Origin of the sequence: Allostreptomyces psammosilenae, from assembly GCF_013407765.1 — a bacterium.
GTDB lineage: Bacteria > Actinomycetota > Actinomycetes > Streptomycetales > Streptomycetaceae > Allostreptomyces > Allostreptomyces psammosilenae.
In genome coordinates this window covers 525,741-550,398 of the sequence record NZ_JACBZD010000001.1, presented here as the reverse complement: position 1 = coordinate 550,398, position 24,658 = coordinate 525,741, and the positions used below count along the sequence as shown (strand labels likewise).

Here is a 24,658-nt window from a genome sequence, read left to right as displayed (position 1 = left end):
TCGGCGGTGTCCCGGGGCTCGCGGCGGGGTGTGTCAGCTGCGGGCCTGCACCTTCTCCCATTCGTCGTCGAGCTCCCGCAGGAAGGCGCCGGCGTCCTCGGAGATCAGGAACTCCTGGGTGATCGCCTGCAGCGGCACCGCCGGCGCGAACCGGTGCTCGGGATACCCGGTCACCTGACCGGAAGCGAAGTAGGGGTTGAGGGAGGCCAGTGCCGGGTCCTGCTGGGGGACGTCGACGCGGGCGGAGAACAGGCCCTGCTCGGCGATGTACTGGGCGGAGGCTTCCTTGCTGGTCAGGAATCGGATGAACTCCCGGACCTCTTCGGGGTGCTCGGTGTCCACCCCCGTGGTCAGCACCGTGTCCACACCCGACACCAGCCGGTTGTCCGCCGGGTCGTCCGCGGCCGGCATCGCGAAAGCGCCCACCGTGATGTCCGGGTTGACCTGCTTGATCGCGCTGATCGCCCAGATCCCCTGGGTCAACATCAACGCCTCACCCCGGGTGAACATCGCGTTCCCGGTGTTGTAGTCGGTGCCGAACGGATCCTCGTTGCCGAACTCCTTCAACGCCGTGAACCGCTCCGCGACCTCCCCGAAATCCGCAGCGAACGTGGTGCGGTCGGCCTCCCGGTCGTCGAAGAACCCCTCCGGCGCCAGACTCGCCGCCAGCGAGTTGAAGCCGACCATCGCCGTCCACGCGTCCTTCCACGTGAACGCGAACGGAGTCCGCCCCGCCGCCTCGATCTCCTCACACACCCGAACCAGTTCGTCCCACGTGGTCGGCGGCTCCAACCCCAACTCGGCGAACGCCTCGACGTTGTAGAGCACCCCGTTGGCGTTCGTGGACAACGGCACGCCGTTGGTCTCCCCCGGCCGGGAGCCCACCCCGTTCAACACCTCCACCACACCCGGCTGGATCGCCTCCAGGGCCGGATCACCGGTGAAGTCCGCGAACACCCCCGCCTCGGCCAGCTCCCCGTAGGTCGCGGTCCCGTCCAACGCGATCACGTCCGGCACGTCGTTCTTCACCAACCGGGTACGCAGCGCCGTCCCCGCGTTCGGCACCTGGTTCTGCCGGACATCGATCCCCGGATGAGCCGCCTCGAACTCCGCGATCAACGCGTCGAAACTCGCCACCGCCTCCGGCTTCGCCTGGAAGAACTCCAACTCGACCACACCGTCATCACCACCCGCACCGACCCCACACCCGGCCACCACCGGCACCAGGGCCAACACCAACGGAAACGCCACCACGGCACGGCGCCACGAGGAAAGCTGCATGGGGACTCCTGACATCAGGTGGAACGGCCGTCGCCTCGATGAGGCCACCGGCGGAACGGGGTGTCGGCGGGCGCCGCGCCGCGCCCGGGCCTGGTGACACCGGGTGCCGTCACCGCTGCTCCGCCCGGGGCGATCGCCGCCCTCCCCTACCGGCGGCAAACGATGTCACCGCCGTTCTAGCCCCGTCAACACCTTGTGAAGGGGATTATTTCCCACCTAGAAGAAACTCGTCGATGGCATCGCTGCAAACGTTGGCAACCGGTGACCGATCCGTGACCACCACGGACGGCCAGTCGTCACCATCGCCCCCCGCGACCACTCGCATCAACCGTTTGCACTACGCCAACCGGGCCACCACGTGCCACGATGGCGATACAGCTTGACTCGACAGACGCACACCCGGCAGCGTTTGCATAGCTCGGGATGCCCGCAGGGCACATGGCCGCCGGTCCGGGCTCCCGAGGAGGGGCGGCGGTGCCACCACAGAAGACTCCCCATTGGACGGTGAGGACATCCCATGACGGTTCCGCAGAGCAGTGACTGGTGGAAGAGCGCGGTGGTCTACCAGGTGTATCCGCGCAGTTTCCGGGACAGTGACGGTGACGGCATCGGCGATCTGCCGGGGGTCATCGAGAAGCTGGACTACCTGAAGCTGCTGGGTGTGGACGTGGTCTGGTTGTCGCCGGTGTACCCCTCGCCGGGTGATGACAACGGTTATGACATCAGCGACTACTGCGGCATCAATCCCGAGTTCGGCACCCTGGCCGACTTCGAGCGGTTGCGTGACGGTCTGCACGAGCGCGGGATGCGTCTGGTGATGGACCTGGTCGTGAACCACACCTCGGACGAGCACCCGTGGTTCAGGGAGTCCCGCGAGTCGGTCGACTCGCCCAAGCGGGACTGGTACATCTGGCGGCCCCCGGCCGCGGACGGCGGTCCGCCGAACAACTGGGGGTCGGTCTTCTCCGGTTCGGCCTGGGAGTACGACGAGAAGACCGGGGAGTACTTCCTGCACCTGTTCAGCCGCCGCCAGCCGGACCTGAACTGGGAGAACCCGCAGGTGCGGGAGGCCGTCCACGAGGTGATGCGCTGGTGGCTGGACCGCGGCGTGGACGGCTTCCGGATGGACGTCATCAACTTCATCTCCAAGGAGCCCGGCCTGCCCTCCTCCCCGGAGATCGGCGCCGACGGCTACGGCTCCTTCTTCGCCCACGCCGTCGACGGCCCGATGGTGCACCGCTACCTGCGGGAGATGAACGATGCGGTGCTGGCCGGCCGGGACGTGATGACCGTCGGCGAGATGCCCGGCGTCACCCTGGAGCAGGCCCGCCTCTACACCGCGCCGGAGCGGCGCGAGGTCAACATGGTCTTCCAGTTCGAGCACGTCGACCTCGACGACGGCCCCGGCGGCAAGTTCGACCCCGTACCGGTCCCGCTACCGGTGCTCCGGGCGTCACTGAACCGCTGGCAGCAGGGCCTCGCCGAGGACGGCTGGAACAGCCTGTACTGGAACAACCACGACCAGCCCCGCGTCGTCTCCCGCTTCGGCGACGACTCCACCGAAACCACCCGCGTCGCCTCCGCCAAGATGCTCGCCACCGTCCTGCACCTGATGAAGGGCACCCCCTACATCTACCAGGGCGAAGAACTGGGCATGACCAACGCCCACTTCACCAGCATCGACGACTACCGCGACATCGAGATCCTCAACTACTACCGCACCGCCGTCGGCGGCGGCCTGGTCACCCCCGAACAGGCCCTGCGCGGCATCCGCGCCCGCGGCCGCGACAACGCCCGCACCCCCGTCCAATGGAACGCCGGCCCCGGCGCCGGCTTCACCACCGGCACCCCCTGGATCGCCGTCAACGACAACTACCAGCACATCAACGCCGAAGCCGCCATCGCCGACGACAACTCCGTCTTCCACCACTACCGACGCCTCATCACCCTCCGCAAAACCCACCCCGTCATCGTCCACGGCACCTTCCACCCCCTCCTGGACGACCACGACGACATCTACGCCTACCTCCGCACCCACGACCAACACAAACTCCTGGTCATCGCCAACTGGACCGGCCGACCGATCGAAGTCCCCCTCGACCCCACCCCCCTCATCGGCCCCAACCACCACCTCCTCATCAGCACCCACAACGACGCCCCCACCTTCCACCACCTACGCCCCTACGAAGCCCGCGCCTACCTGGCCGGCTGACACCGCTCCAAGGCGCCGGCGGGCCGAGCGGGGTGCGCCCGAACCACCGGGCGCACCCCGCCGTCGCGCGGCGGCTCTGCCCTCGGCGAATCTGCCACGGGCCGAGAACCCTGACGCGGCGCCATCCCCGGGCGGACAGTGGAGGAACCCGCGGCGACGCCGACCGCGCCGCGCCACCACTGGGAGGACCGTTGTCACCACTGGCCACCGGCCCCGACACCCAACCACGAGCCGCCGAGGGCGACACGCCCCCCACGCGGTTCGACGACCACCTGGCCGCACAGCTGCTCAGCCAGCGGATCGTCTTCCTCGGCACCCAGGTGGACGAGGTCTCCGCCAACCGGGTCTGCGCGCAGCTGCTCCTGCTCTCGGCGGAGGACCCGCGGACCGACATCAGCCTCTACATCAACAGCCCGGGCGGTTCGGTGAGCGCCGGGCTGGCCATCTACGACACGATGCGGCTGATCCCGAACGACGTCTCGACGCTCGCCATGGGATTCGCCGCCAGCATGGGGCAGTTCCTGCTCACCGTCGGGACGGCCGGCAAGCGGTACGCGCTGCCGAACGCGCGCATCATGATGCACCAGCCCTCCGCCGGGATCGGCGGGACCGCCGCCGACATCGCGATCCAGGCCGAGAACCTCCACTTCACCAAGCAGGCCATCGAGCGGATCACCGCGCAGCACACCGGCCAGAGCGAGGAGACGATCGCCCGCGACAGCGACCGCGACCGGTGGTTCACGGCCGAGCAGGCGAAGGAGTACGGCATGATCGACCGCGTCGTGGAGTCGCTCGCCGACGTCCGGCCGGCCGGCTCGCGGCGACGGATGGGGATCTGAGATGACCCAGTACACGATCCCGACCGTCATCGAGCGCACCGCCCGTGGGGAGCGCGCCTACGACGTCTACAGCCGGCTGCTGTCCGAGCGGATCATCTTCCTCGGCACGCCGATCGACGACGGCGTCGCGAACGTCGTCATCGCCCAGCTGCTCCACCTGGAGTCCTCCAGCCCGGAGAGCGAAATCGCGATCTACATCAACTCGCCGGGCGGCTCGTACACCGCTCTCATGGCGATCTACGACACCATGACCTTCGTGGGCGCGCCGATCTCCACGTTCTGCGTGGGGCAGGCGGCCTCGACCGCGGCGGTGCTGCTGGCCGGGGGCGACCCGGGGCGGCGGTTCGTCCTCGAGCACTCCCGGGTGCTGCTGGGGCAGCCGGCCAGCGGCGGCCAGCGGGGAACCGTCTCCGACCTCAGCCTGCAGGCCAAGGAGATCCTCCGGATCCGGTCCCAGGTCGAGGAGGTGCTCTCCCGGCACACGCCGCACGACGTCGCGACGCTGCGGGCGGACATGGACCGCGACCGGGTGTTCACCGCCGAGGAGGCCGTGGCGTACGGGCTCGCCGACGAGGTGCTCACCCGGCGGCGCGCGGCCGGCTGACCGCGCGGGCGCGACCGCCGGTCAGGCGGCGAGGCGCACGTCGCCCCACCGCACGCCCACCCGCGCGCCGGTCCGCCGGGCGCCCAGCTCCGTGACGGACGTCGCCGAGCCGTCGTCGTCGCCCGTGGCGACGGCGCGGCCGGTGACCCGTTCGGGCTTCGGCGCCACCGGGCCGGAGGCCGTGCGGGGCCCGGCCGCCCGCGCCCGCGCCACGCGGGCGAGCTCCCCCTGGGCCAGGGCGAGGAGGTCGGCCAGGGAGAGCCCGAGGGCCTGGGCGGCGGCCGCGAGGACCTCCGAAGAGGCCTCCTTGCGGCCGCGCTCGACCTCGGAGAGGTAGGGCATGGAGATCCGGGCGGTGTCGGCCACGTCCTTGAGCGTGCGCTCCTGCGCCAGCCGCTCGCGGCGCAGCACGTCGCCGAGGACGTGCCGCCACAGCGGCTCCCTGGCGCCGCCCGGGGCACCGCCCTGGGCGGCGCTCCGGGTGCCGCCCGGGGTGGTGTCCCCGGCGCGGTCTCCGGCGCGGGCCTCGGCGGTGGGCGCCGGCGCCGTGGTGGCCGGGCGCAGGTGGATGACGCGGGCTCGGTTCGGCGCGTGGCTGCTCACCCCCTCAGGATAGGAGCCTCACGCTCCGCGGGGAGCCGCCCGGACGGTGCTCGCTTTCCGCTCTCGGCGAAGCGCCAGCGCGGACCTGACCCGCCTCCGGCGGCCGGGGCTTGCCACCGGCAAGGTGTGAGTGGTTAAGTACTCACATGCAATCTGAACGACGTCGCGAACTGTCGACGGCCGAGGAACGCCGCGCGGCGGTGCTGCGCACCGCGATCGGCGCCTTCGCCGCACGCGGCTACTTCGGCACCACCACCGCCGAGGTGGCCAAGGCCGCCGGCATCTCGCAGGCCTACGTGTACCGGCTCTTCCCCAACAAGGAGGCCCTGTTCGTCGCGGTCGTGGAGCACTGCTTCCTCCGGGTGCGGCAGAGCCTGGAGGCCGGCGCCGCCGCCGCGGGCAGCAGCTCGCCGGAGGCCGTGCTCTCCGTCATGGGGGACGCCTACGCCCGACTGATCACGGACAACGACCTGCTGCTGGTCCAGCTCCACGCGCAGGCCGCGGCGGCCTCCGAGCCGGCCGTCCGGGAGGCGGTGCGGGCCGGGTACGCCCGCCTGGTGGAGTACGTCCGAGGGGTCTCGGGGGGCGACGACGAGCAGATCCAGAACTTCTTCGCGGTGGGCATGCTGTGCCACCTGGTGGTGTCGATCGGCGCGCAGGAGGTCCAGGCGCCGTGGACCCGCACCCTCACCACGGGCATCCGGCACTACGACTGAGCCGCCCCAGCCCCCGGCGAGGCGTCGAACCAATGCGGTTCGATCCCTCGCCATTCTTTCGGCCCACAGTGTGAGTGACTGACCACACATAAGGAGCCTTCGATGGCACGCACCCGGAACGGGGCCGGCGACCGGCCCGGAGTCGTCCTGGCCGTCCTGGCGGCGGCGCAGTTCGCGGTCGTGCTCAGCACATCCGTCGTCAACGTCGCCCTCCCCGCGCTCCGCGACGGCGTCGGGCTGTCCGAGCACGCGCTGTCCTGGGTCGTGGGCGCCTACGGGCTCGCCTTCGGCGCCCTGCTGCTCCTCGGCGGTCGCGCCGCCGACCTCCTCGGGGCGCGCCGCGTCCTGCTGGCCGGCCTCGCCCTGTTCGCCGCCGCGGCACTGGCCGCCGGGCTGTCCACCACCCCTGCCGCGCTGATCACCGCCCGCGCCGTCCAGGGCGTCGGCGCCGCCGCCGTGGCACCCGCCGCGCTCGCCCTGCTCACCCGGCTGCATCCCCCCGGACCACGGCGCGGCCGGGCCCTCGGGGTGTGGGGCGCCGTCTCCGGCGCCGGCGGAGCGGCCGGCGTCCTGCTCGGCGGGGCACTCACCCAGTCCCCGGGCTGGCCCGCCGTCTTCCACGCCACGGCGCTCACCGGCGCCGCCGTGCTGGTCGCCACCGCGGTCCTGGTACCCCGCGGCCCCGCCCCCACCCCCGACACCCGCCGCCTGGACCTCGTCGGCGCCGGCACCATCACCGCGTCCCTGGCGGCGCTGGTCCTCGGACTCACCGGTGCGGGACGCCTCGGCTGGACCGACCCGGCGGTCCTCGGCCCGCTGGCCGCGGCCGCCGTACTGCTCGGGCTGTTCGTCCGCACCGAGCGACGGCACCCCGCGCCGCTGCTGCCGCCCCGCCTGCTCACCACCGGCTCGGTCGGCCCCGCCAACCTGGTCATGGCGCTGGTCGGCGCCGTCTGGGTCGGACTGTTCTTCTTCCTCCCCCTCTACCAACAACAGGTGCTCGGGGACGGGCCGCTGCGGGCCGGGCTCGCCCAGCTCCCCCTCGCCGCGGCGAACATCCTCGGCTCGGCCCTGGCGCCCCGCCTCGCCCGCCGGCTCGGACCGACCGGCACGCTCACCGCCGGCCTGGCCGCCCTCGCCACCGGGCTCGGCTGGCTCTCCCGCCTCCCGGCGGACGGCGGCTTCCTCGCCGACGTCCTCGGCCCCAGCCTGATCGTCGGCCTCGGTCTCGGCCTCGCCTTCGTCCAGCTCACCGGCGCCGCCGTCGGCGGGGTCCAGGCCGCGGACGCCGGTCTGGCCGGCGGACTGGTCAACACCACCCGGCAGGTCGGCGGGGCGGTGGGACTGGCCGTCCTCACCAGCCTCGCCGCCTCCGCCACCGCTACCGCCACCACCGCCGGCGCCCCGCCCGCCACGGCCCTCACCGAGGGATACCGGCTCGCCTTCCTCACCTCCGCGACCGTGATCGCCCTGGCGGCCGCCTGCGCCCCCGTCGTCCTGCGCGGCCCGGCACGGCCCGCGTCCCAGCGGGACGCGTCACCCCTGCCCCTCACCGAAGAACCAGGAGAAACCACCATGAAGCACGACAACCACCCCCAGCACACCCAGGCGACCACCCCGCCCCCCACGGTCGACGACTCGGCCCCCGTCGTGGTGCGCCGCTCCACCACGGTCGCCGCGCCGCTCGCGGTCGTGTGGGGGGTGCACACCGCCGTCGGCTCCTGGGCCGACTGGAACCCGGACGTCGACCGCGCCGCGCTCGACGGACCGCTCCGCCCCGGCACCCGGCTGCGCTGGCTCACCCACGGACTCGAGATCGTCTCCACCCTCCTGCACGTCGCGCCGGGCGAACGCGTCGTCTGGGCCGGTCCGGCCCAGGGCATCCAGGGCGTGCACGTGTGGGCCTTCGAGGAGCACGACGGCGTGGTCACCGTACGCACCGAGGAGTCCTGGAGCGGCGGGCCCGTCCTGGCCCGGCCGGAACAGGCGCGACAGATGCTCGAACAGTCCCTGGAGACCTGGCTGCGCCACCTGCGCGCCGAGTGCGAGCGCCGCTGGGCCCTCGCCGCGGACCGGCCGTGAGCCCTCCGCCCGCCTCCCCCGACACCCCCGGCAGCAGCACCAGCACCACCACAGGCACCAGCACCAGCACCAGCACCACAGGTACCGGCACCACAGGTACCGGCACACGCCCGGCGACAGCACCGGAAGAAGAGGACCACACCATGAACAAGCCCTACCTGACCGGCCACTACACCCCGGTCGCCGACGAGGTCACCGCGACGGAGCTCACCGTGGAGGGCGCCATCCCCCCGGAGCTGAACGGCCGGCTCGTCCGCAACGGCCACAACCCCAAGCCGGGCGTCACCCCCACGCACTGGTTCCGGGGCAGCGGCATGGTGCACGGCGTCCGGCTGCGCGGCGGGCGCGCCGAGTGGTACCGCAACCGCTGGGTGCACACCCCGGCCCTGGAAGGTGCCCCGTACATGACGGAGCACGGCCCGGACCTGACCGTGAGCACAGCCGGCACGCACGTCGTCGAGCACGGCGGTCGCCTGCTGGCGCTGTGCGAGTCCGCGCTGCCGTTCGAGCTGACGGCCGATCTGGAGACCGTGGGCGCCTTCGACTTCTCCGGCAAGCTCACCACCGCGATGACCGCCCACCCCAAGCAGGACCCGGTCACCGGCGAGCTGCACTTCTTCGCCTCCTCGCCCTTCCCGCCCTTCCTCGTCCACCACGTGGCCTCGCCGGACGGGAACGTCCTGCACAGCCAGGAGGTGCCGGGAGCCACCGCCGCCCTCAAGCACGACTTCGCCATCACCGAGAACTTCGTGGTGTTCGTCGAGATGTCGGTGACCTTCGACCCGAACGAGCACTCCGGGATCCCGTACGGCTGGAGCGACGCGCAGCGTCCCCGCATCGGCGTCATGCCGCGCGGCGTCGACGGGGCACGCCGGATCCACTGGTACGACATCGGCCAGGGCCAGGCCCTGCACTTCGCCAACGCCTACGAGGACGCGCGCGGCCGGATCGTCGTCGAGGGCCCGAGCGTGGACCGCGGCGGCTGGCGGCGCTCCTGGAACTGGTGGGTCGGCGCCCCCTCCGACCTCGGCACCGAACCCAACTCCGGTTCCCGGCAGCGGCGCTGGACGGTCGACCCGGTCGCCGGCACGGCCACGGAGGAGCAGATCGACGACCTCGTCGTGGAGTTCCCCACCATCAACGAGGACGTCCTCGGCCGGCAGCACCGCTACCACTACGCCATCGCCTACCCGAACGACCACGGCATCGGCTCCCACGGCATCGTCAAGTACGACCGGGTGACGGGGGCCCGCCAGGTGATGCCGGTGGGCACCGGGCAACTGCCCAGCGAGGCGGTGTTCGTCCCGGCCGAGGACGCCGCCGACGAGGACGCCGGCTACCTGCTGACCGTGGTCAGCGACCTGAACCGGAACGCCTCGGCCATGCTCGTCCTGGACGCGTCCAACCTCTCCAGGGCCCCGCTCGCCACCATCCACCTGCCGCGGCGGGTGCCGGCCACGATCCACGGCTCCTGGATTCCGGACGACGACCTCGCGGCGTGACCCCGACAGGCCGGGTGAGGGCCGGGCGGTGAGGGGGCGGGTGACGGGCCGGGTGCTGGGCGGAAGGCCTCCCTCACCCGGCCTTCACCCGCCCCCTGCCATGTGCGGCCGTGGGCGGCCGTGGGCCCGCAGCCGGAGGACGTAGCCGGACGACGTAATCCGCGAGGAGGTCAACCAGCCCCGTCCGAAGCCGGCAGGGACTGCAACCGGATCGTTCGACGGTGCGGGCGGGCGTGTAGAAGCTCCCGGCGGGCGGCGGTGTTCTCGACGTTCTCGGCCGTGAACCCACCGCCCACCGGGAGCTTCCCTGTCACAGGCGGCCCGAGGGCCGGTCAGGCGTGCGCGACGCCCGGACCGTCGGCGATCAGGTGGTCGCCCTGACGGGGGCGCTGCTGCGGCCGTGGCGCCGCCCGCTGAGCTCGGCGTCGAGCGTCTCCTGAGCCACGCGCATGCCCTCGGCGTACACCGGGTCCGCCAGCCGCTTCCACATCTCCTCCTCGGGGACGTCCTCGACGTGGCTGGTGACCCACCAGATGTTGCCGAAGGGGTCCCTGATACGGCCTCCGCGCTGCCCGAAGGCGTTGTCCGCCAGGGCGGTGACGACATGGCCGCCGGCCTCGACGGCGCGCGAGAACGCCTCGTCGGCGTCGGCGACGAACACCCGCAGCAGGCTCGGCATGGCGGGCCAGTCCGCGCGTCGGTCGAAGGCCAGCACGACGGTGTCGCCGACCCGGATCTCGCCGTGACCGATCGAGCCGTCCTCGGTCAGCACCCGTCCGAGCTCCTCACCACCGAACGCCTCGGTGACGAAGTCGAGGAAGGCCCCGGTGTCGTCGGTGACGACCCAGGGCGCGACGGTGGTGTAGCCCTCGGGTGCGGAGTTGGTCTGCCCGGACATCGCGGTCCTTTCGCCGATGTGGTTTCCAGCGGCGACGATAGGCTCGCATTAGGTCAGTTCCTGTCCCAATGGCGCGGGAGCTCCGGATCCTGGAAGGCACATGGGCGAGGTTGACCGACACATGCGCGCGCCAATCACCGACGTGCTCGCGGCAATCACCGACATGCCCGTTGCAACACCTGACGTGCCCGCCCGGCCCACCGTCATGCCCGCGCCAACTACTGGCATGCTCGCGGCCGAGCCACTACTGGCATGCTCGCGCCCGCCCACCACTGACGCGCTCACCCTCACTGGCATGCCCGCGCCACCTGGCATGCTCGCGCCTTCTGACATGCCCGCGCCACCTGGCATGCCCGCGCCGATAGTTATCCACAGCGCGAAAATGGGGACTGTGGCGCGCGATTCACCCCGTGAGATCCTGAAGAAGGGGGTCCCCCAGGGCGAGGTGGGGGTTCAGACGCAGCTTTCTGGCATGCTCCTGGCGAGATGCCCGCGGCGGAGTTGGGCTGGCGGTCGGAGATGGGGCCGGCGGCCCAGTCCCGCTCGGCGGGCAGCAAGGGGGCAAGCGGGGAGGGGATCGGGTCCGCCGACGGGCGGACCCGATCGGGGGCGGTGGGTTGGCGCGTCAGCGGCCCCCGAACAACCCCGAGCTCTCATCCCCGAGCCGGAGCCCGCCGCCCAACCCGCCCCCGCCCCGAACGCCCCGAACCCCACGTCAGGCCCGCAGCGCCTCCGGCCGCTCCGGCGACGCCTCGGCGAGGGCCTTGGTCACCGCCTCGACACCGCCCCGCAGGCCGTAGACCGGCGTGTCGGGCTGCTGGCGCCAGGACTCGTCGATGCCGCCCGCGTCCACGGTGTCGAATCCCAGCTCGTCGATCAGGTCCCGGACCACCTTCTTGGCCGCCTCGTCGTCCCCGGCCACCGGCAGCGCGATCCGCTCCGGGTCTCCCTTGGGGCGCGGCTTGTCGAGGATGTCCTGGGCGTAGGTGCCGTTGAAGGCCTTGATCACCGGGTGCCCGATCTGCTGCTCGGTCCAGCGGCTCTCGGTCAGGCCGTCCTCGATGGCGGCGATCCTGCCGTCCCGCTGCTTCGGGTAGTAGTTGCCGGTGTCGATCACGGCCACGCCCTCGGCCGCCTCGTCGAACAGCCCGGAGGGGAGGTCCGGCACGGCCTTCAGCGGGATGGCGACCACCACGACGGCGGCACCGCGCGCCGCCTCCTCCACGGTGACCGGGGTCGCTCCGGTCTCCTCCGCCAGCTCGGTCAGGGTGTGCGGGCCGCGCGAGTTGGCGACGGAAACCTCGTGGCCGAGGGCGGTGAGTCGACGGGTGAGGTTGCCGCCGATGTTCCCGGCGCCGATGATGCCGATCTTCATGTCCAGAACCTCCGCAGTCTTGGACGCGACCCCCGTTGAGTCGCGCCGTCTACAACCCGGGGGTCCGCGATCTTGTTCCGGGCAGCGGAGATTCGTCGGAGAGGTCCGTGGGCGCTCGTCGCGGATCCGCGACCGCCCCCCCAAGTCCCGGCCACACCGGCAAGCACATCGGGCCGGGGCGAGCCACACCGAGCCACACCGGCCGCGACGGCTACCCCAGCTCCAGGCTGGTGGTGGCGAAGATGCCGGGGAGATCCACCTCGGGCCCCGGCCCCGTGAACATCCGCGCCACCTCGAAGGTCGGCGTCAGCCCCAGCCGCTCCATCAGGCGCACGGAGGGCCGGTTCACGTCGGGGACGTCGATGGCGACCGCGGTGCCGGGGACGGCGCCGGACAGCGCACGCACCAGCGTCTCGGCGATGTCGGTGGAGGCGGCGTACAGCGGCCCGATGCGCGAGGCGCCGCGGGCGGGGCGCAGCACGCCGAAGCCGTGGATGTCGCCGTCCCGCACGGCGGCGAGGGCCACCTGACCGGGCAGGCTCAGCCAGGTGGCGAGGAACGCGTCACGGGGCGCGGGGAAGAAACGCCGGTCGTAGGCCGCGAGCTGGTCGAAGGGGACGGTGCGGGCGTCGACCAGCCGGACGCCGCCCACCTCCTCCACGGCCTCTGGGCCGACCACGTCTTCCAGGTCATCCACCCCGCCGGGAGCCGACCCGGAAGCCGAAGCGGGAGTCGAACCCGAGGGCGCACCGCCCGGCACGCCCTCGTACCGCACGTGGTTCCAGGCCGTGCGGAACCCGGACCTGCGGTAGTTGTCCTGCTGCTCGACGACCCCGTCGAGGCCAAGGTGACGGCCCGCCAGGCGCGCCATGCCGGCGCGCCACACCTGGATGCCGTAGCCCTGCCCGCGCACCGACGGCCTGGCGATGTAGAAGCCGAGGAAGCCGTAGTCCGTGCCGTAGCGCACGGCGGAGATGGAGGCGACGGCCTCGCCGTCCAGCCGTCCGATCAGGAAGCCGGTGGGATCGGCGCTGAGGAACGCGCGCCAGTCGGAGATCCCGGGGTTCCATCCCTCGTCGTCCGCCCAGTCGGCCAGTTGCCGGGCCTCGTTCGCGCTCGCCGTCCCGATCTCGAACGTCGCCATCCTCGTCCCCGTCCTCGTCCCGGCACCGCCTGCACGTCCCCGGCACCGCCTGCACGTCCCGGCGCCGCCCCCACCCTACGGGCGCGGGGAGCGGCCGGGGGCCCATTCCGCCCTCCCCACGGCGCGCCACCACCGTCCGCGCGGCGCCCTCGCCAGGGTCCGTCTCCGACTCAGGGAGCGGTGAGGGGTTCGGCCTGGTAGGCGCGGTGGAGGAGTTCCAGGAAGGCCGGGGCGTCGGGCAGCGGCACCGAGCCGATCCGGTGGACCGCCACCCCGGGCGTCCACGAGTTCATGACCACGGCCCCGGACAGGGCCGGCAGGTCGGCGAGCCTGACCTCCTGGACGCGCTGGGGCACGCCGAGGCGGTCCAGCTGCCGGCGGACGATGCCCATCGTGGTGCCGCCCAGCATCTCGGCGTCGGGCCACACCACGGCGGTGCCGTCCCAGAAGGCCAGGTTCCAGATGGTCCCCTCGCTGAGCCGGCCCCCGCGGTCGACGAAGGCGGCGTCATCGAAGCCCTGGCCGACGGCCTGACGGAGGAAGTAGGTCTTCGCCACCTCGCCGACGTGCTTGACCGCCGGGAGGGTCCGTTCGTGCTCGACCGCCGCCAGCGTCAGCGGGCCCTCGGGGCCGTTCGCGGCCGGGCCGGTGCGCACCAGCACCTCGGGTTCCACGTCGTCCCCCGCCACGGTGAACTCGCCCGCCGGGGAGTACACGGTGGCGGTCAGCGAGACGTCCGCCGGACCCTCCTCCAGCGCGGCCCGGAGGAAGGACCGCACCCGCTCGTCGGGCAGCGCCCGTCCGAACAGCTCCATCGAGGCGGAGCGCAGCCGCCGCAGGTGCAGGTCGAGGCCGCGCACCCGGCCGCCCCGCACCTGCATGGCGGTGAAGTGGGCGTAGCCGGCGAAGGCCAGCGGGGCCAACTGCTCGACGGTCGCCGCCCGACCGTTACGGTGCACGACGGAAGTGGTCATGTGTCACTCCAGTGGTATGTCTGTCCGCGTGAGCCGGAATGCGCGCCCACGCGGCGACGTTAAGGCTTGACATCGATGGCAAGGTCAACCTCAGAACGTGGATGGGGCGGGTCAGATGCTGATCGGGGAGTTGTCCCGGCGTACCGGGGTCAGCCCGCGGCTGCTGCGCTACTACGAGCAGCAGGGGCTGCTCGTAGCCCGGCGCGGGCCCAACGGCTACCGCGAGTACGACGACGACTCGGTGGTCACCGTGCGGCAGGTGCGCGCGCTGCTGAACGCGGGCCTGTCCACCGAGGTCATCCGCCAGGTGTTGCCGTGCGCCCGCGGCGAGCAGCCGGGCTTCGACTGGTGCGCGGACCTGCGGGCGATCATGGACCGGGAGTTGGCGGCCATGGACGAGCGCATCGACGACCTCCAGCGCACCCGCGGCACCCTGGCCGGCTACCTGGCACAGTCCTGACCGGTACGCGACGAGCCGTCGCGACGGCGTGGCGTCGCGACGGCGTGGCGTCGTAGCGTCGGCCCGTAGGGGCGGGTGGCGGGGCGCCGGTGTGGCAGCGCCACCGGGTCCACCGCCACCCGCCCCTACGGGCCACGACGGAGCCCTTGCGGCGCGGATGGCCCCCACCTTTAATGAGGTGCACCTGTCACTGTGCCGCGCTCCCTCAGAGAGGCTGGGCCATGCCGACTCGGTTACGGGCACTGATGGTCACCACCGTCGCGGCAGCCGGGATCGCGCTCGCCGGCGCCGCACCCACGGCCGCGGCGGCACCGGCCGATCCGCACACCGGCGCCGCACGCGTCCAGGCGTCCCAGACGCTCCGGGCGATGGACTACTGGCAGTTCCACAGCCACCACGCGACCCTCGACGCCTGCGTCGCCGTGGGCGAGCAGTACCTGTGGCCAAACCACCCCGGCGGCTCCGACGACTACGAGTGCCTGGCCAACAACGGCGGCTGGGACCTGTACCTCATCTTCGCCACCTGATCCCCCGCCTCCACGCCTCCACGCCTCCCGAACCGCCACGGGCCGAGGGGTCAGGCCACGGCGAGGACTATCTTGCCTCGTACGTGGCCGGACTCCATCAGGTCGTGGGCCCTGGCGATCTCGGCGAGTGGCAGCACCGTCTCGACCTCCACCCTCAGCCGGCCGGTCTCGACGAGCGCGGTCAGTTCCTCCAGGCCCTTCTGGTCGGGCTCGACGAGGAACCAGGAGGTGCGCAGGCCGTTGGCGGCGGCCTGTCGCTCGGCCTCCGGCTCCACGCCGCCGGGCACGCCGACGAGCAGCCCGCCCGGTCGCAGGGTCTGCAGCGACCGGAGCTGGTGGTCGGCGCCGCCGACGAGGTCGACGACCAGGTCGACGTCCCGCACCACCTCCTCGAAGCGGACGGCGGTGTAGTCCACCGTCTCGTCGGCGCCGAGGGAGCGCAGGAAGTCGTGTCGGGCAGCGGAGGCGGTGCCGATCACGTGGGCGCCCCGGGCCTTGGCGATCTGCACCGCCAGGTGGCCCACGCCGCCGGCCGCCGCGTGCACCAGCACCCGCTGCCCCGGTCCCACCCCGGCCGTGTCGACGAGGACCTGCCAGGCGGTCAGGCCGGCCAGCGGCAGGCCGGCGGCCTCGGTGTGGGACAGGCCGGCGGGCTTGCGGGCGAAGTGCCGGGACGGGGCGGTGACGTACTCGGCGAAGGCGCCGCCGGCGTGCGGGAAGCGCGGCATGCCGTACACCTCGTCGCCGGGACGGAGGGTGGTGACCCCGAAGCCGACCTCCTCCACGACACCGGAGACGTCCCAGCCGAGGGTGAACGGCGGCTCGCCGAGCACACCGGCCATGCCGCCGCCGGCCCGGCTCTTGACGTCCACGGGGTTCAGTCCGGCGGCGTGCACGCGCACCAGCACCTCCGTGGGGAGGGGCCGTGGGCGGTCCACCTCGGTCCGCGACAGCACCTCGGGGCCACCGAAGCGGTCCTGGATCACGGTCTGCATGCGGGCGACGGACATGGCACTGCTCCTCGTCTTGCGGGCGGAACGACGCGTGCGGCCGGCCTCCGGCCGCACGCGGCCATCGTCGGCTGGGGCGAACGGCCGCGGACAGACGGAACCTCCGGGTAACCGGCCCGGCGGCGGCACCCGACCGGCCCGGCGGGGGCAGGCACCGGCACACCCCGCGCACCACCCGGCCCCCGCGCACCACCCGCCCCGCGCCGGAACAAGTCGCGCCGGAACAAGCCGGGCCGAGGCGGGGTTGGAGAGGACATGACCGCGCAGCCGTCACCCCCTCCCCCGTCCGCGCGGCGCGACGAGAGCGCGCCCCGCCCCCGCCTGGTGCCACCGCCGACAGCCGGGGGCGACCAGGACGACCGCTGCCCCTGCCGGCCGCTGCTGGACCGGCTCGGCGACCGGTGGTCCGCGTTGGCGCTCGCGATCCTGGAGGAGGGGCCGGAGTACCACGGAGAACTGCGGCGGCGGATGGGCGAGGTGAGCCGGAAGGTCCTCACCCAGACCCTGCGCGCCCTGGAGCGCGACGGGCTGGTCAGCCGGACCGTCGTGCAGGGCCCGGTGGTGCGGGTGCGGTACGCGCTGACGCCGCTGGGACACACGCTCGCTGCTCCGCTGGTCGCCATCCGGGACTGGACGGCGCACCACCAGGCGGCCGTGGACCAGGCTCGCCGCGCCTACGACGCCCGCCCCGCGGAGCCGGGCGTCACCCGGCTGCGGGAGGAGGCCGCCGTCGCCCGGGGGTGGGGGGCGGGCGCCTGAGCGCCGCCGGCCGTGCCGGCCGGGAACCGCGTGGTCAGGACTCGAGATCGGGAGAGGAGGGGCTCAGCCTCACGATGGTCCCCTCGCCGTTCGCCGAGAGCAGCAGCGCGCCGTCCGGGGTGGCGGCGAGGCCGGCGAAGCGCGGGGCCACTCCGGGCATGCCGCCGGCGAACAGCGCCGGTTCGGTGCGGGGCGCCTGCCCCGGGGGCGGGCCGACCGGCAGGTCCTCGGCGTCGATCCTGCTCTCCCCCGTGGCCGGGGAGATGGCCCGCAGACGGCGGCGCGCGACCTCGACCGTGAACAGCTCGCCGCCCAGGGCCGCCAGCCCCTGCGGTCCCTCCAGCCCGTCCGCCACGACGTCGACCGTCCCGCCGTCGATCCGGAGCACCGCGCCGAGCCGGTCGTCGCTCACGTAAGCGCGGCCCTCCGCGTCGAAGGCCACGTCGACGGGGTGGCCGAGTCCCTCCGCGAGCACGGTGACGGTGTCGCCGGTGACGCTGTCGCCGGTGACGGTGGCGCCGGTGATGGTGTCGCCGCCGCTGATGGCGACGACACGGCCGGCGCCCGCCTCGGCCACCACCAGGGATCCGTCCGGTGCCACGGCGATGCCGAGCGGCTGGCGCAACCCGGTCGCCCGCGTCCGCGTGGTCCCCCGCGCGGGGTCGTACGTCTGGACGGTGCCGTACTGCGAGGTCGTGTGCAGCAGCCCGCCGTCGGCCGTGATGCCGTGGGCGAACGGCAGCAGGGCGTGCGTGGTGACGCCTGCCGCCTCCCCCTCCCGGGAGCGGCTCGCCCGGCCCTCGTCGCGGGCCGCGGGGCTCGCCACCCGGTAGTGGTCGGCCGCGTACACCGTGCCGCCCAGGTCGATCGTCACGCCGTACGGTCCGTCGAACCCGCGCGGCACGATCTCGCGGATCCTGCCGTCGGGGTGCATCTCGACGATGCCGCCGCTGGCGTAGCTGGAGACGAACATCCGGTTCTCCCGGTCGAACGCCGCGTTGTCCAGCCCGGCCACCCCGCTGGTCACCAGGGTGCGCGAGCCGGTGCCGTGCAGGTCGAGGCGGGTCACGATGCCCTCCACCCCCCGGGAGAGGACGTGCAGGACGCCGCCGAGGTCGAACCGGACGGCCACCGGTTCGTGCACGCCCTCGGCCACCAGCTCGGGTGCCCCGCCGTCGGGGGCGATCCGCCAGACCTGGTTGGTGACCATGTGCGGGTAGTAGAGGTGCCCGTCCGGGCCGAGCTGCATCGCGTTGCCGACGGCCAGTCCCCCGGTGAGGACCACCGGGTCGCGGCCGTCCGGGAAGAGCTCCAGCAGCCGGCCGTCGGGCTTCATCTCGTTGACGAACAGCCGGTCTCCGACGCAGGTGATGCCGTTGGGATTGGTCACCTCCGCGGAGACGAGGGTGTACTCGCCGTCGGGACCGCGGCGCCACACCCGACCGGGCACCAGGTCGGCGATGTACATGGAACCGTCCGCCCCGAAGGCGAGGTCGTCCGGGGACTGCACGGGGCCGTCCATCGGCACCACCACGTCGACGTCCCCGGTGGCCGGGTCGACTGCGCTGATCCGGCCGGCCAGGAACTCGGCGACGTACAGCCGGCCGTCGGGGCCGAACGCGACGCCGTTGGAACCCCACAGCCGGTTGGGCGCGTTGAGCCGCCGGGCCCTGAAGCGGGAGCCGCTGATCCGCCCGCGCCCCGTACCGTCGAACCGGTTGGGCGACGCCGTCACGCGTCCTCCCCCGCGCCGACGAGGACGTCGCGCACGCCGCCGTCGGCGCGCCAGCGCCTGAGCAGTTCGTGGAACGCGACGGGACCGTCCCCGTAGCCCTGGTTGCGCTCGCGCGGCATGCCCTCGTTGTTGTAGTAGCCCGGGGTGCACTCGGCGTGGAAGGCGTGCAGGTCCGCGGCCTTGCGGTGGATCGTGGCCACCCACGCCTCCTGGGCGTCGACGGTCGGTTCGACGTACCGCGCCCGGGCCTCGCGCGCCGCCGCGACCACCTCGGCGACGTGGGAGGCCTGCTCGTCGAGGACGTGGACGAAGTTGACCGCGCTCGCGTTCTGCAGCGGCCCGAGCTGGAACAGGTTGGGGAAGCCGTGGCTGTAGAAGCCGTGCAGCGTCTTCGGACCCTGCCGGCGCCAGGACTCCAGCAGTGGGACGCCGCCCCGGCCGTACACCGGCAGCCGGCCGGACAGCACGCCGGAGACGCCCACCTCGAAGCCGGTCGCGAAGACGATGCAGTCCACCTCGTACGCCTCGTCGCCCACCACGACGGCGTGCTCGGTGATCCGCTCGACGCCGTGGGTGTCGGCGGTGTCAACCAGGGTGACGTTGGGCCGGTTGAAGGTCTGCAGGTAGCTGTCGCTGAAGGTGGGCCGCTTGCACATGTAGCGGTACCACGGCTTGAGCTTCTCCGCCGTCGCCGGGTCCTCGACGATGGCGTCCACCCGCGCCCGCAGCTCGTTCATCTTCTGGAAGTCGGCGATCTCGTACGCGCGCTCCCGTTCCCCGGCGGGGACGTGCGCGTAGGAGTCGGTGGGGATCAGCTTCTCCTGCAGCCGGGCGCTGCTGGTCCACGCGTCGTTCACGAGGTCCTCGTCGACGCGCACCCCGGTGACGACCTCGAGGAAGTTCTGCCTGCGGTGCCGCTGCCAGCCCGGCCGCAGCGACCGGGCCCACTCCGGGTCGGTGGGCCGGTTGCCGCGTACGTCCACCGAGGACGGCGTGCGCTGGAACACGTACAGGTGCCGCGAATCGGCCCCGAGGTGGGGCACCACCTGGATGGCCGTGGCGCCGGTGCCGATGAGGGCCACCCGCTTGTCCGCGAGCCGGTGCAGGTTTCCGTCGGCGTTGCCGCCGGTGTAGACGTAGTCCCAGCGGCTGGTGTGGAACGTGTGCCCCTCGAAGCTCTCGATCCCGGGGATGCCGGGCAGCTTGGCCTGGCTGAGGGTGCCGCTGGCGACCACCACGTAGCGCGCCCGCACGCGGTCGCCGCGGTCGGTGCCGACCACCCATTCCGACTCGGCGTCGTCCCAGCGCAGTTCGGTGGCCTGGGTCTGGAAGCAGGCGTCGTCGTAGAGGCCGAAGTGCCGCGCGATCGCCCGGGCGTGCTGCCGGATCTCTTCACCGGGCGCGTACTTCCACCGGGGGAGGTAGCCGACCTCCTCCAGCAGCGGCATGTAGACGTAGGACTCGATGTCGCAGTGAATTCCCGGGTAACGGTTCCAGTACCAGGTGCCGCCGAAGTCCCCGCCCTTCTCGATCACCCGGATCGACGCCACACCCGCCTGGCGCAGCCGCGCCCCGGCGAGCAGGCCGCCGAACCCCCCGCCGATGATCAGCGCCTCGACCCGGTCGGTCAGCGGTTCCCTGCCGAACTCCGGATCGGCGTAGGGGTCCTCGTCGAAGTAGCCGAATTCGCCGGTGGTGCCGCGGTACTGGGAGTTCCCGTCGGGCCGGATCCTGCGGTCACGCTCCGCGCGGTACTTCGCGCGCAGCGCCTCCGGGTCGAAGCCCAGCTCACGCGGGTCCAAACCGGGCTGAGCGGAGTCGGAGCCGGGGTCAGCGGGATCGGAGCCGGGCTCAGCGGGGTCGGAGCCGAGGGGGATGGGCGAGGTGTGGGGGGCGGACATGGGTGTCCCTGTTCCTCTCTGCACGCCTGCGTCGGCCCCCGCCCGCCCGCCGCCCGCCCCGAGGGCGAATCGCCGCCTCCGGGCGCCGACCGGCGCTGTCGCCCGTGACCTGCCGGGCCGGGGCGGAGACCTGGACGCGCACAGTGAAACGGACCAGCCTGACATGTCGTGGACCCGTCCCTGACCGCGGAGCCAACGTGAGCGACCTCACAGCCCGGGCTCCACGGCGGTGCCGCGGGACGCCCGCCAGTCGCGCGGGGAGACCCCGACCGCGACGCGGAAGACCCCGCAGAAGTGGGCGGGGTCGGCCAACCCCCACCGCCCGGCCGACCACCCCTCGACCTGGGCATCCCCAAGCCGCGAAACGTCCCCTCACCCCTGAAATCGCGATGACAAGCCGCACATCCACCCACCGCTTCTAGGTCGCCCGAGGCAGATCCGCTAACGCCAACGTGTCCGCTCACGCACCCAATCCAGGGCAGCTTCACCCTGAGCGCGCTGGAAGCCCCGCTCTGTCGGCAGCCCCGGCGGCGAGGGCTGGACGGACTGGCGAAGAAAACAGCCGGCCATAGCGATGAGTACGGTGGTCACGTCTTCCGGGTCGGCACCGCGGGCGCGCAGGTGCTGATCAAGAAAAGAACCCCACCTCCCCCAGAGCCTCAAGGCCGGCTGCGAGAAGCTGGGCGAACTCCTCTCCACACCATGATCGACACCGAACGTGGGAAGTCGTGAGAGGCAGCCCCCGGAAACGATCGAGGGCCCTGTCTCACCACAGTGAGACAGGGCCCTGACCTGCGACTTTGGAGTTGGCTCCGAGTCGGGACGGCGGGATTTGAACCCACGACCCCTTGACCCCCAGTGTGGGACAGGGGACGCCGCCCAGTCCGCTCCCCTCCCGAAGCGCAGGTCAGGGCCTGTTCCGTCCACGGCCAGTGACACGACGGGACACCTCGTGGCACCCCGTCCGTGAGAGCCCTGTGAGAGGCATGTGAGAGCAGCAGGCCTCTACGTCCCTCCATTCTGCGCCTGGCGAGGCACTGCCAGGCGCAGGTCCCCCAGGAGCAGCAACCGGTCCAGCAGGTCGGAAAGCGACCACCCCCGCGCGTGCGGGGCCGACCCGATGCGCTACCTCGGGGGCGGCCTCGCGCCGGGACCATCCCCGCGCGTGCGGGGCCGACTCCAGGATGAGGGTCACGTTGACGGCTGTGGAGGGACCATCCCCGCGCGTGCGGGGCCGACCGCCGCCAGGCCGACGAGGCCCCGCGGCCCCTCGGACCATCCCCACGCGTGCGGGGCCGACACGGGGATGACCCACAGTCCGGCGGGTTCGCCGGGACCATCCCCGCGCGTGCGGGGCCGACGCCCTGGCCCGCCGGCGGCCCACCATCGAGGTGGGACCATCCCCGCGTGCGGGGGCCGACCACCCCGGCTACGGAGCCAAGCGCAGCGCGGAGGGACCATCCCCGCGCGTGCGGGGCCGACCGGCGGTCCGCCGGCCCGAAGGTGCCGTCAGGGGGACCATCCCCGCGCGTGCGGGGCCGACGACCATGGCGGGCACTCCGCGCGACCCGATCAGGGACCATCCCCGCGCGTGCGGGGCCGACTCGTAGCCGTTCGTGGTCGTGCGGCGCGTTTTCGGACCATCCCCGCGCGTGCGGGGCCGACGCGGTGTTGGCGAGGCGCAGGGGGTGGATGCCGGGACCATCCCCGCGCGTGCGGGGCCGACTCATCCGGCGCGACCACCCCAGTTCCCTGCGGAGGACCATCCCCGCGCGTGCGGGGCCGACGCGTCGAGGAACCGGCCGGCGCGCGGATGGGCGGGACCATCCCCGCGCGTGCGGGGCCGACGCAGCGGTGTGATGTGCGGGGGCGTGGCGGGCAGGACCATCCCCGCGCGTGCGGGGCCGACCACGACCCGATCGCCAGCGTGATCGGCACCGGCGGACCATCCCCGCGCGTGCGGGGCCGACAGGCCAGCGCAAGCTGGCGAGGTTGCCGGCGCCGGACCATCCCCGCGCGTGCGGGGCCGACGCACGGACCATGTCGTCGTAGACCGGGTCCAAGGGACCATCCCCGCGCGTGCGGGGCCGACCTGCGACGTCGTCGTGCTGGTCACCGCGAGCGGGGACCATCCCCGCGCGTGCGGGGCCGACTCATCCAGGGCGGAGACGTCCAGCGCGTCCCCGGGACCATCCCCGCGCGTGCGGGGCCGACCGCCTCAACAACCCCGTGGACGCGCCGCACACGGGACCATCCCCGCGCGTGCGGGGCCGACCGCGGCCAGCCTGCCGACGAGAAGGACTCACCCGGACCATCCCCGCGCGTGCGGGGCCGACCCCCGACGTGGGCGGTCGCGCGGACCGCCGAACGGACCATCCCCGCGCGTGCGGGGCCGACGCACCGCTGCAGCGGGAGGCGCGTGGGAGAAAGGGACCATCCCCGCGCGTGCGGGGCCGACGCCACCCCGGGCCGGGAGCTCAGCTCGCGCGCCGGACCATCCCCGCGCGTGCGGGGCCGACGGTCTCCTCTCCCCGCCACCCGGGCGGAGCAAGGGACCATCCCCGCGCGTGCGGGGCCGACCTCCTGCTGATGCTCACCACGGGCATCCGGAGCGGACCATCCCCGCGCGTGCGGGGCCGACTTACCGCAGAGGAAGGGACGCGACAGGGCCAGGGGACCATCCCCGCGCGTGCGGGGCCGACACTTGCTGACCTGGGGTTTTATCGGCGGTTTCGGGCGGAGAGGATTAGTCCGTCGTAGTCGGTGGGGCGCCAGCGGTCGCGGCCTGCGGTACGGACGGCCCAGCCTTGTTCGTTGTCTGCGGGTTCGACGAGGACGGCTTGGCCGTCGCCGATGCGTGTGGCGAGAAGGTCCCAGAGGCGGTCGCGGATGCGGCGGCTGGGGTTGCCGACGAAGACACCGGCGTTGACTTCGACCATCCAGCGGGTGAGGTGGCCGCGGAGTCCGTCGGGTGCGGCGATGAGGACGATGACGGTCATCGAGGTTCCTCGTCGGTCGGGACTCCGTCGAGGTCGGGGCCGATGATCGTGATGTGCTGCTGGCCCATGTCGGCCGGGACGATGGTGGGTGCGAGGTCGAGGTCCATGGGGGTGGAAGACCAGTTGACGCCGCCGGGGACGGTTCCGGTGCGTTCGTCCCACAGTTCGTTGGTCTCGGGGGTGTCGAAGTCGACGCCGTCGGGGGTCAGCAGGGTTTTGATGTCGTTGACGACGCGGCCGAGGAGTCGGGTCTCGGCGATGCGGTCTCGCAGGGCGGTGCGGGCGTCGCGCTCGTCGACGAGTCCCTTGGCGGCGAGGTCGAAGGCGAGGGGAATGGTGTATTCGGCTTTGTACAGGTCGGCGATGTCCATGACGAAGGAAGTGGCGGAGCCGGTGTGGACGAAGCCCAGGCCGGGGCTGGCGCCGAGGCCGACGATGACCGCGTGGCAGATGCCGTAGAGAGCGGCGTTGGCGGCGGACAGGAGGCGGTTGAGGTCGTCGCCGGCGGCGAAGGCGTCACCGGGTTTGTAGACGCGGCCGTTCCAGGGGACGCCGGTACGCCGGGAGTGTTCCTGGTACAGCTTGCGGATCCGGGCGCCTTCCCGGCCCCGCAGTTGTTGCATGGTGCTGGTGGAGACGTCCTCGCCGGGGAAGCGCATGCCGTACATGGCGCGGGCGACGCCGAGTCGTTCCTTGGTGCGGGTGACGAGCCAGGCTTGGCGGTGAAGGAGTCCGGCGCCGCGGCTGGGGCCGAGGCCGGCCGCGTACATGCGGACGCCTTGTTCGCCGACCCAGCACACGGCGGTGCCGGGGTCGGCGAGGAGGCGGATGGCGCCGTGGGTGGTGCGGGTGCCGGGGCCGAGGAGCATGACGGCGATCATGGCGGCGGGGACGCGGACGGTTTCGCGTTTGTTGATGATGACGACGGCGTTCTCGTCACGGTCGAGGTGGCTGCGTTCGACGTAGATGCTGGAGACGCGGTCGGTGAGGCGGTGCAGGTCGTGGGGGTGGGCTTTCCACCAGATGTCGGCCACGGT

At 72.8% G+C, this 24,658-nt stretch carries 19 protein-coding genes, 1 pseudogene and 2 CRISPR repeat arrays; of the genes and pseudogenes, 9 read left to right on the top strand and 11 right to left on the bottom strand.

Going from position 1 to position 24,658, the window contains the following annotated elements; genetic code table 11:
- Positions 1 to 33: 33 nt before the first annotated feature.
- Positions 34 to 1,281 (bottom strand): ABC transporter substrate-binding protein, encoded by a 1,248-nt coding sequence (locus FHU37_RS02130; RefSeq protein WP_179812516.1) that lies wholly within the window; start codon positions 1,279 to 1,281, stop codon positions 34 to 36.
- Positions 1,282 to 1,798: 517 nt separating this feature from the next.
- Between FHU37_RS02130 and FHU37_RS02125 the strand changes: the two genes are divergently transcribed.
- The 3 genes from FHU37_RS02125 (at position 1,799) to FHU37_RS02115 (ending at position 4,936) form a co-directional block, all read left to right on the top strand.
- Positions 1,799 to 3,493, top strand: a complete 1,695-nt coding sequence (locus FHU37_RS02125; RefSeq protein WP_179812515.1) for a glycoside hydrolase family 13 protein — start codon at positions 1,799 to 1,801, stop codon at positions 3,491 to 3,493.
- 191 nt (positions 3,494 to 3,684) lie between these two features.
- Positions 3,685 to 4,332: a ClpP family protease gene (locus FHU37_RS02120; RefSeq protein WP_179812514.1), complete on the top strand. Its 648-nt coding sequence runs from the start codon at positions 3,685 to 3,687 to the stop codon at positions 4,330 to 4,332.
- A gap of 1 nt (position 4,333) precedes the next feature.
- Positions 4,334 to 4,936, top strand: coding sequence for a ClpP family protease (locus FHU37_RS02115; protein WP_179812513.1), 603 nt, complete (start codon positions 4,334 to 4,336; stop codon positions 4,934 to 4,936).
- A 177-nt stretch (positions 4,937 to 5,113) separates the two neighbouring features.
- On the opposite strand, the pseudogene FHU37_RS02110 reads toward FHU37_RS02115, so the two are convergent.
- Positions 5,114 to 5,539: pseudogene (locus FHU37_RS02110) on the bottom strand (helix-turn-helix domain-containing protein); the annotation flags it as partial.
- A 146-nt stretch (positions 5,540 to 5,685) separates the two neighbouring features.
- Here FHU37_RS02110 and FHU37_RS02105 point away from each other — a divergent pair.
- From FHU37_RS02105 to FHU37_RS02095, 3 genes are all read left to right on the top strand, one after another.
- Complete coding sequence (locus FHU37_RS02105) at positions 5,686 to 6,255, top strand: TetR/AcrR family transcriptional regulator (RefSeq protein WP_179812511.1); 570 nt, start codon at positions 5,686 to 5,688, stop codon at positions 6,253 to 6,255.
- A 102-nt stretch (positions 6,256 to 6,357) separates the two neighbouring features.
- Complete coding sequence (locus FHU37_RS02100; RefSeq protein WP_179812510.1) at positions 6,358 to 8,337, top strand: MFS transporter; 1,980 nt, start codon at positions 6,358 to 6,360, stop codon at positions 8,335 to 8,337.
- Positions 8,334 to 9,839, top strand: a complete 1,506-nt coding sequence (locus tag FHU37_RS02095; protein WP_312892379.1) for a carotenoid oxygenase family protein — start codon at positions 8,334 to 8,336, stop codon at positions 9,837 to 9,839. The genes FHU37_RS02100 and FHU37_RS02095 overlap by 4 nt, the downstream gene beginning before the upstream one ends.
- A 364-nt stretch (positions 9,840 to 10,203) precedes the next feature.
- Here the strand turns inward: FHU37_RS02095 and FHU37_RS02090 are convergent, their stop codons facing one another.
- From FHU37_RS02090 to FHU37_RS02075, 4 genes are all read right to left on the bottom strand, one after another.
- Positions 10,204 to 10,737, bottom strand: a complete 534-nt coding sequence (locus FHU37_RS02090; RefSeq protein WP_179812509.1) for a VOC family protein — start codon at positions 10,735 to 10,737, stop codon at positions 10,204 to 10,206.
- 715 nt (positions 10,738 to 11,452) lie between these two features.
- Positions 11,453 to 12,301, bottom strand: a complete 849-nt coding sequence (locus FHU37_RS02085; RefSeq protein ID WP_312892378.1) for an NADPH-dependent F420 reductase — start codon at positions 12,299 to 12,301, stop codon at positions 11,453 to 11,455.
- Positions 12,302 to 12,323: 22 nt separating this feature from the next.
- On the bottom strand, positions 12,324 to 13,256 hold the full coding sequence (locus FHU37_RS02080) for a GNAT family N-acetyltransferase (RefSeq protein ID WP_179812507.1): 933 nt from the start codon (positions 13,254 to 13,256) through the stop codon (positions 12,324 to 12,326).
- Between the two features lie 170 nt (positions 13,257 to 13,426).
- Positions 13,427 to 14,230 carry an aminotransferase class IV family protein gene (locus FHU37_RS02075; RefSeq protein ID WP_179812506.1) on the bottom strand — a complete coding sequence of 268 codons (804 nt, stop codon included), beginning with the start codon at positions 14,228 to 14,230 and terminating at the stop codon, positions 13,427 to 13,429.
- A gap of 115 nt (positions 14,231 to 14,345) precedes the next feature.
- Here FHU37_RS02075 and FHU37_RS02070 point away from each other — a divergent pair, with 115 nt between their 5' ends.
- Positions 14,346 to 14,690 (top strand): MerR family transcriptional regulator, encoded by a 345-nt coding sequence (locus FHU37_RS02070; protein ID WP_179815963.1) that lies wholly within the window; start codon positions 14,346 to 14,348, stop codon positions 14,688 to 14,690.
- 221 nt (positions 14,691 to 14,911) lie between these two features.
- Positions 14,912 to 15,217 carry a hypothetical protein gene (locus tag FHU37_RS02065; protein ID WP_179812505.1) on the top strand — a complete coding sequence of 102 codons (306 nt, stop codon included), beginning with the start codon at positions 14,912 to 14,914 and terminating at the stop codon, positions 15,215 to 15,217.
- A 50-nt stretch (positions 15,218 to 15,267) separates the two neighbouring features.
- On the opposite strand, the gene FHU37_RS02060 is transcribed toward FHU37_RS02065, so the two are convergent.
- Complete coding sequence (locus FHU37_RS02060) at positions 15,268 to 16,227, bottom strand: NADP-dependent oxidoreductase (protein ID WP_246449530.1); 960 nt, start codon at positions 16,225 to 16,227, stop codon at positions 15,268 to 15,270.
- 255 nt (positions 16,228 to 16,482) lie between these two features.
- Here FHU37_RS02060 and FHU37_RS02055 point away from each other — a divergent pair, with 255 nt between their 5' ends.
- Entirely contained in the window at positions 16,483 to 16,986 is a 504-nt protein-coding gene (locus FHU37_RS02055) for a winged helix-turn-helix transcriptional regulator (protein ID WP_179812504.1), read from the top strand.
- Positions 16,987 to 17,020: 34 nt separating this feature from the next.
- On the opposite strand, the gene FHU37_RS02050 is transcribed toward FHU37_RS02055, so the two are convergent.
- The 4 genes from FHU37_RS02050 to cas1e all read right to left on the bottom strand — a co-directional run bounded on the left by FHU37_RS02050 (position 17,021) and on the right by cas1e (position 24,655).
- The gene (locus tag FHU37_RS02050) at positions 17,021 to 18,721 is read right to left on the bottom strand and encodes a Vgb family protein (protein WP_179812503.1); all 1,701 of its coding nucleotides are present in this window, start codon (positions 18,719 to 18,721) and stop codon (positions 17,021 to 17,023) included.
- A complete protein-coding gene (locus FHU37_RS02045) occupies positions 18,718 to 20,622 on the bottom strand; it encodes a flavin-containing monooxygenase (protein ID WP_179812502.1) in 1,905 nt (634 codons plus the stop codon). The genes FHU37_RS02050 and FHU37_RS02045 overlap by 4 nt, the downstream gene beginning before the upstream one ends.
- Before the next feature lie 1,089 nt (positions 20,623 to 21,711).
- Positions 21,712 to 21,983: direct repeats of the CRISPR family, unit length 28 nt; unit sequence GGACCATCCCCGCGCGTGCGGGGCCGAC.
- A gap of 92 nt (positions 21,984 to 22,075) precedes the next feature.
- Positions 22,076 to 23,324: a CRISPR direct-repeat array (repeat unit 28 nt; unit sequence GGACCATCCCCGCGCGTGCGGGGCCGAC).
- 18 nt (positions 23,325 to 23,342) lie between these two features.
- Positions 23,343 to 23,621 (bottom strand): type I-E CRISPR-associated endoribonuclease Cas2e, encoded by a 279-nt coding sequence (gene cas2e, locus FHU37_RS02035; RefSeq protein WP_179812500.1) that lies wholly within the window; start codon positions 23,619 to 23,621, stop codon positions 23,343 to 23,345.
- Positions 23,618 to 24,655 carry a type I-E CRISPR-associated endonuclease Cas1e gene (cas1e, locus tag FHU37_RS02030; RefSeq protein ID WP_179812499.1) on the bottom strand — a complete coding sequence of 346 codons (1,038 nt, stop codon included), beginning with the start codon at positions 24,653 to 24,655 and terminating at the stop codon, positions 23,618 to 23,620. The genes cas2e and cas1e overlap by 4 nt, the downstream gene beginning before the upstream one ends.
- Positions 24,656 to 24,658 lie beyond the last annotated feature (3 nt).

Bases quoted from the DNA above. Each gene is read 5' to 3' on its own strand.
- FHU37_RS02125 (WP_179812515.1), top strand. From the start codon at position 1,799: ATGACGGTTCCGCAGAGCAGTGACTGGTGGAAGAGCGCGGTGGTCTAC.
- FHU37_RS02105 (WP_179812511.1), top strand. From the start codon at position 5,686: ATGCAATCTGAACGACGTCGCGAACTGTCGACGGCCGAGGAACGCCGC.
- FHU37_RS02075 (WP_179812506.1), bottom strand. From the start codon at position 14,230: ATGACCACTTCCGTCGTGCACCGTAACGGTCGGGCGGCGACCGTCGAG.
- cas2e (WP_179812500.1), bottom strand. From the start codon at position 23,621: ATGACCGTCATCGTCCTCATCGCCGCACCCGACGGACTCCGCGGCCAC.
- FHU37_RS02060 (WP_246449530.1), bottom strand. From the start codon at position 16,227: ATGTCCGTCGCCCGCATGCAGACCGTGATCCAGGACCGCTTCGGTGGC.
- FHU37_RS02090 (WP_179812509.1), bottom strand. From the start codon at position 10,737: ATGTCCGGGCAGACCAACTCCGCACCCGAGGGCTACACCACCGTCGCG.
- FHU37_RS02070 (WP_179815963.1), top strand. From the start codon at position 14,346: ATGCTGATCGGGGAGTTGTCCCGGCGTACCGGGGTCAGCCCGCGGCTG.
- FHU37_RS02045 (WP_179812502.1), bottom strand. From the start codon at position 20,622: ATGTCCGCCCCCCACACCTCGCCCATCCCCCTCGGCTCCGACCCCGCT.
- FHU37_RS02080 (WP_179812507.1), bottom strand. From the start codon at position 13,256: ATGGCGACGTTCGAGATCGGGACGGCGAGCGCGAACGAGGCCCGGCAA.
- FHU37_RS02055 (WP_179812504.1), top strand. From the start codon at position 16,483: ATGACCGCGCAGCCGTCACCCCCTCCCCCGTCCGCGCGGCGCGACGAG.
- FHU37_RS02100 (WP_179812510.1), top strand. From the start codon at position 6,358: ATGGCACGCACCCGGAACGGGGCCGGCGACCGGCCCGGAGTCGTCCTG.
- FHU37_RS02130 (WP_179812516.1), bottom strand. From the start codon at position 1,281: ATGCAGCTTTCCTCGTGGCGCCGTGCCGTGGTGGCGTTTCCGTTGGTG.
- FHU37_RS02115 (WP_179812513.1), top strand. From the start codon at position 4,334: ATGACCCAGTACACGATCCCGACCGTCATCGAGCGCACCGCCCGTGGG.
- FHU37_RS02065 (WP_179812505.1), top strand. From the start codon at position 14,912: ATGCCGACTCGGTTACGGGCACTGATGGTCACCACCGTCGCGGCAGCC.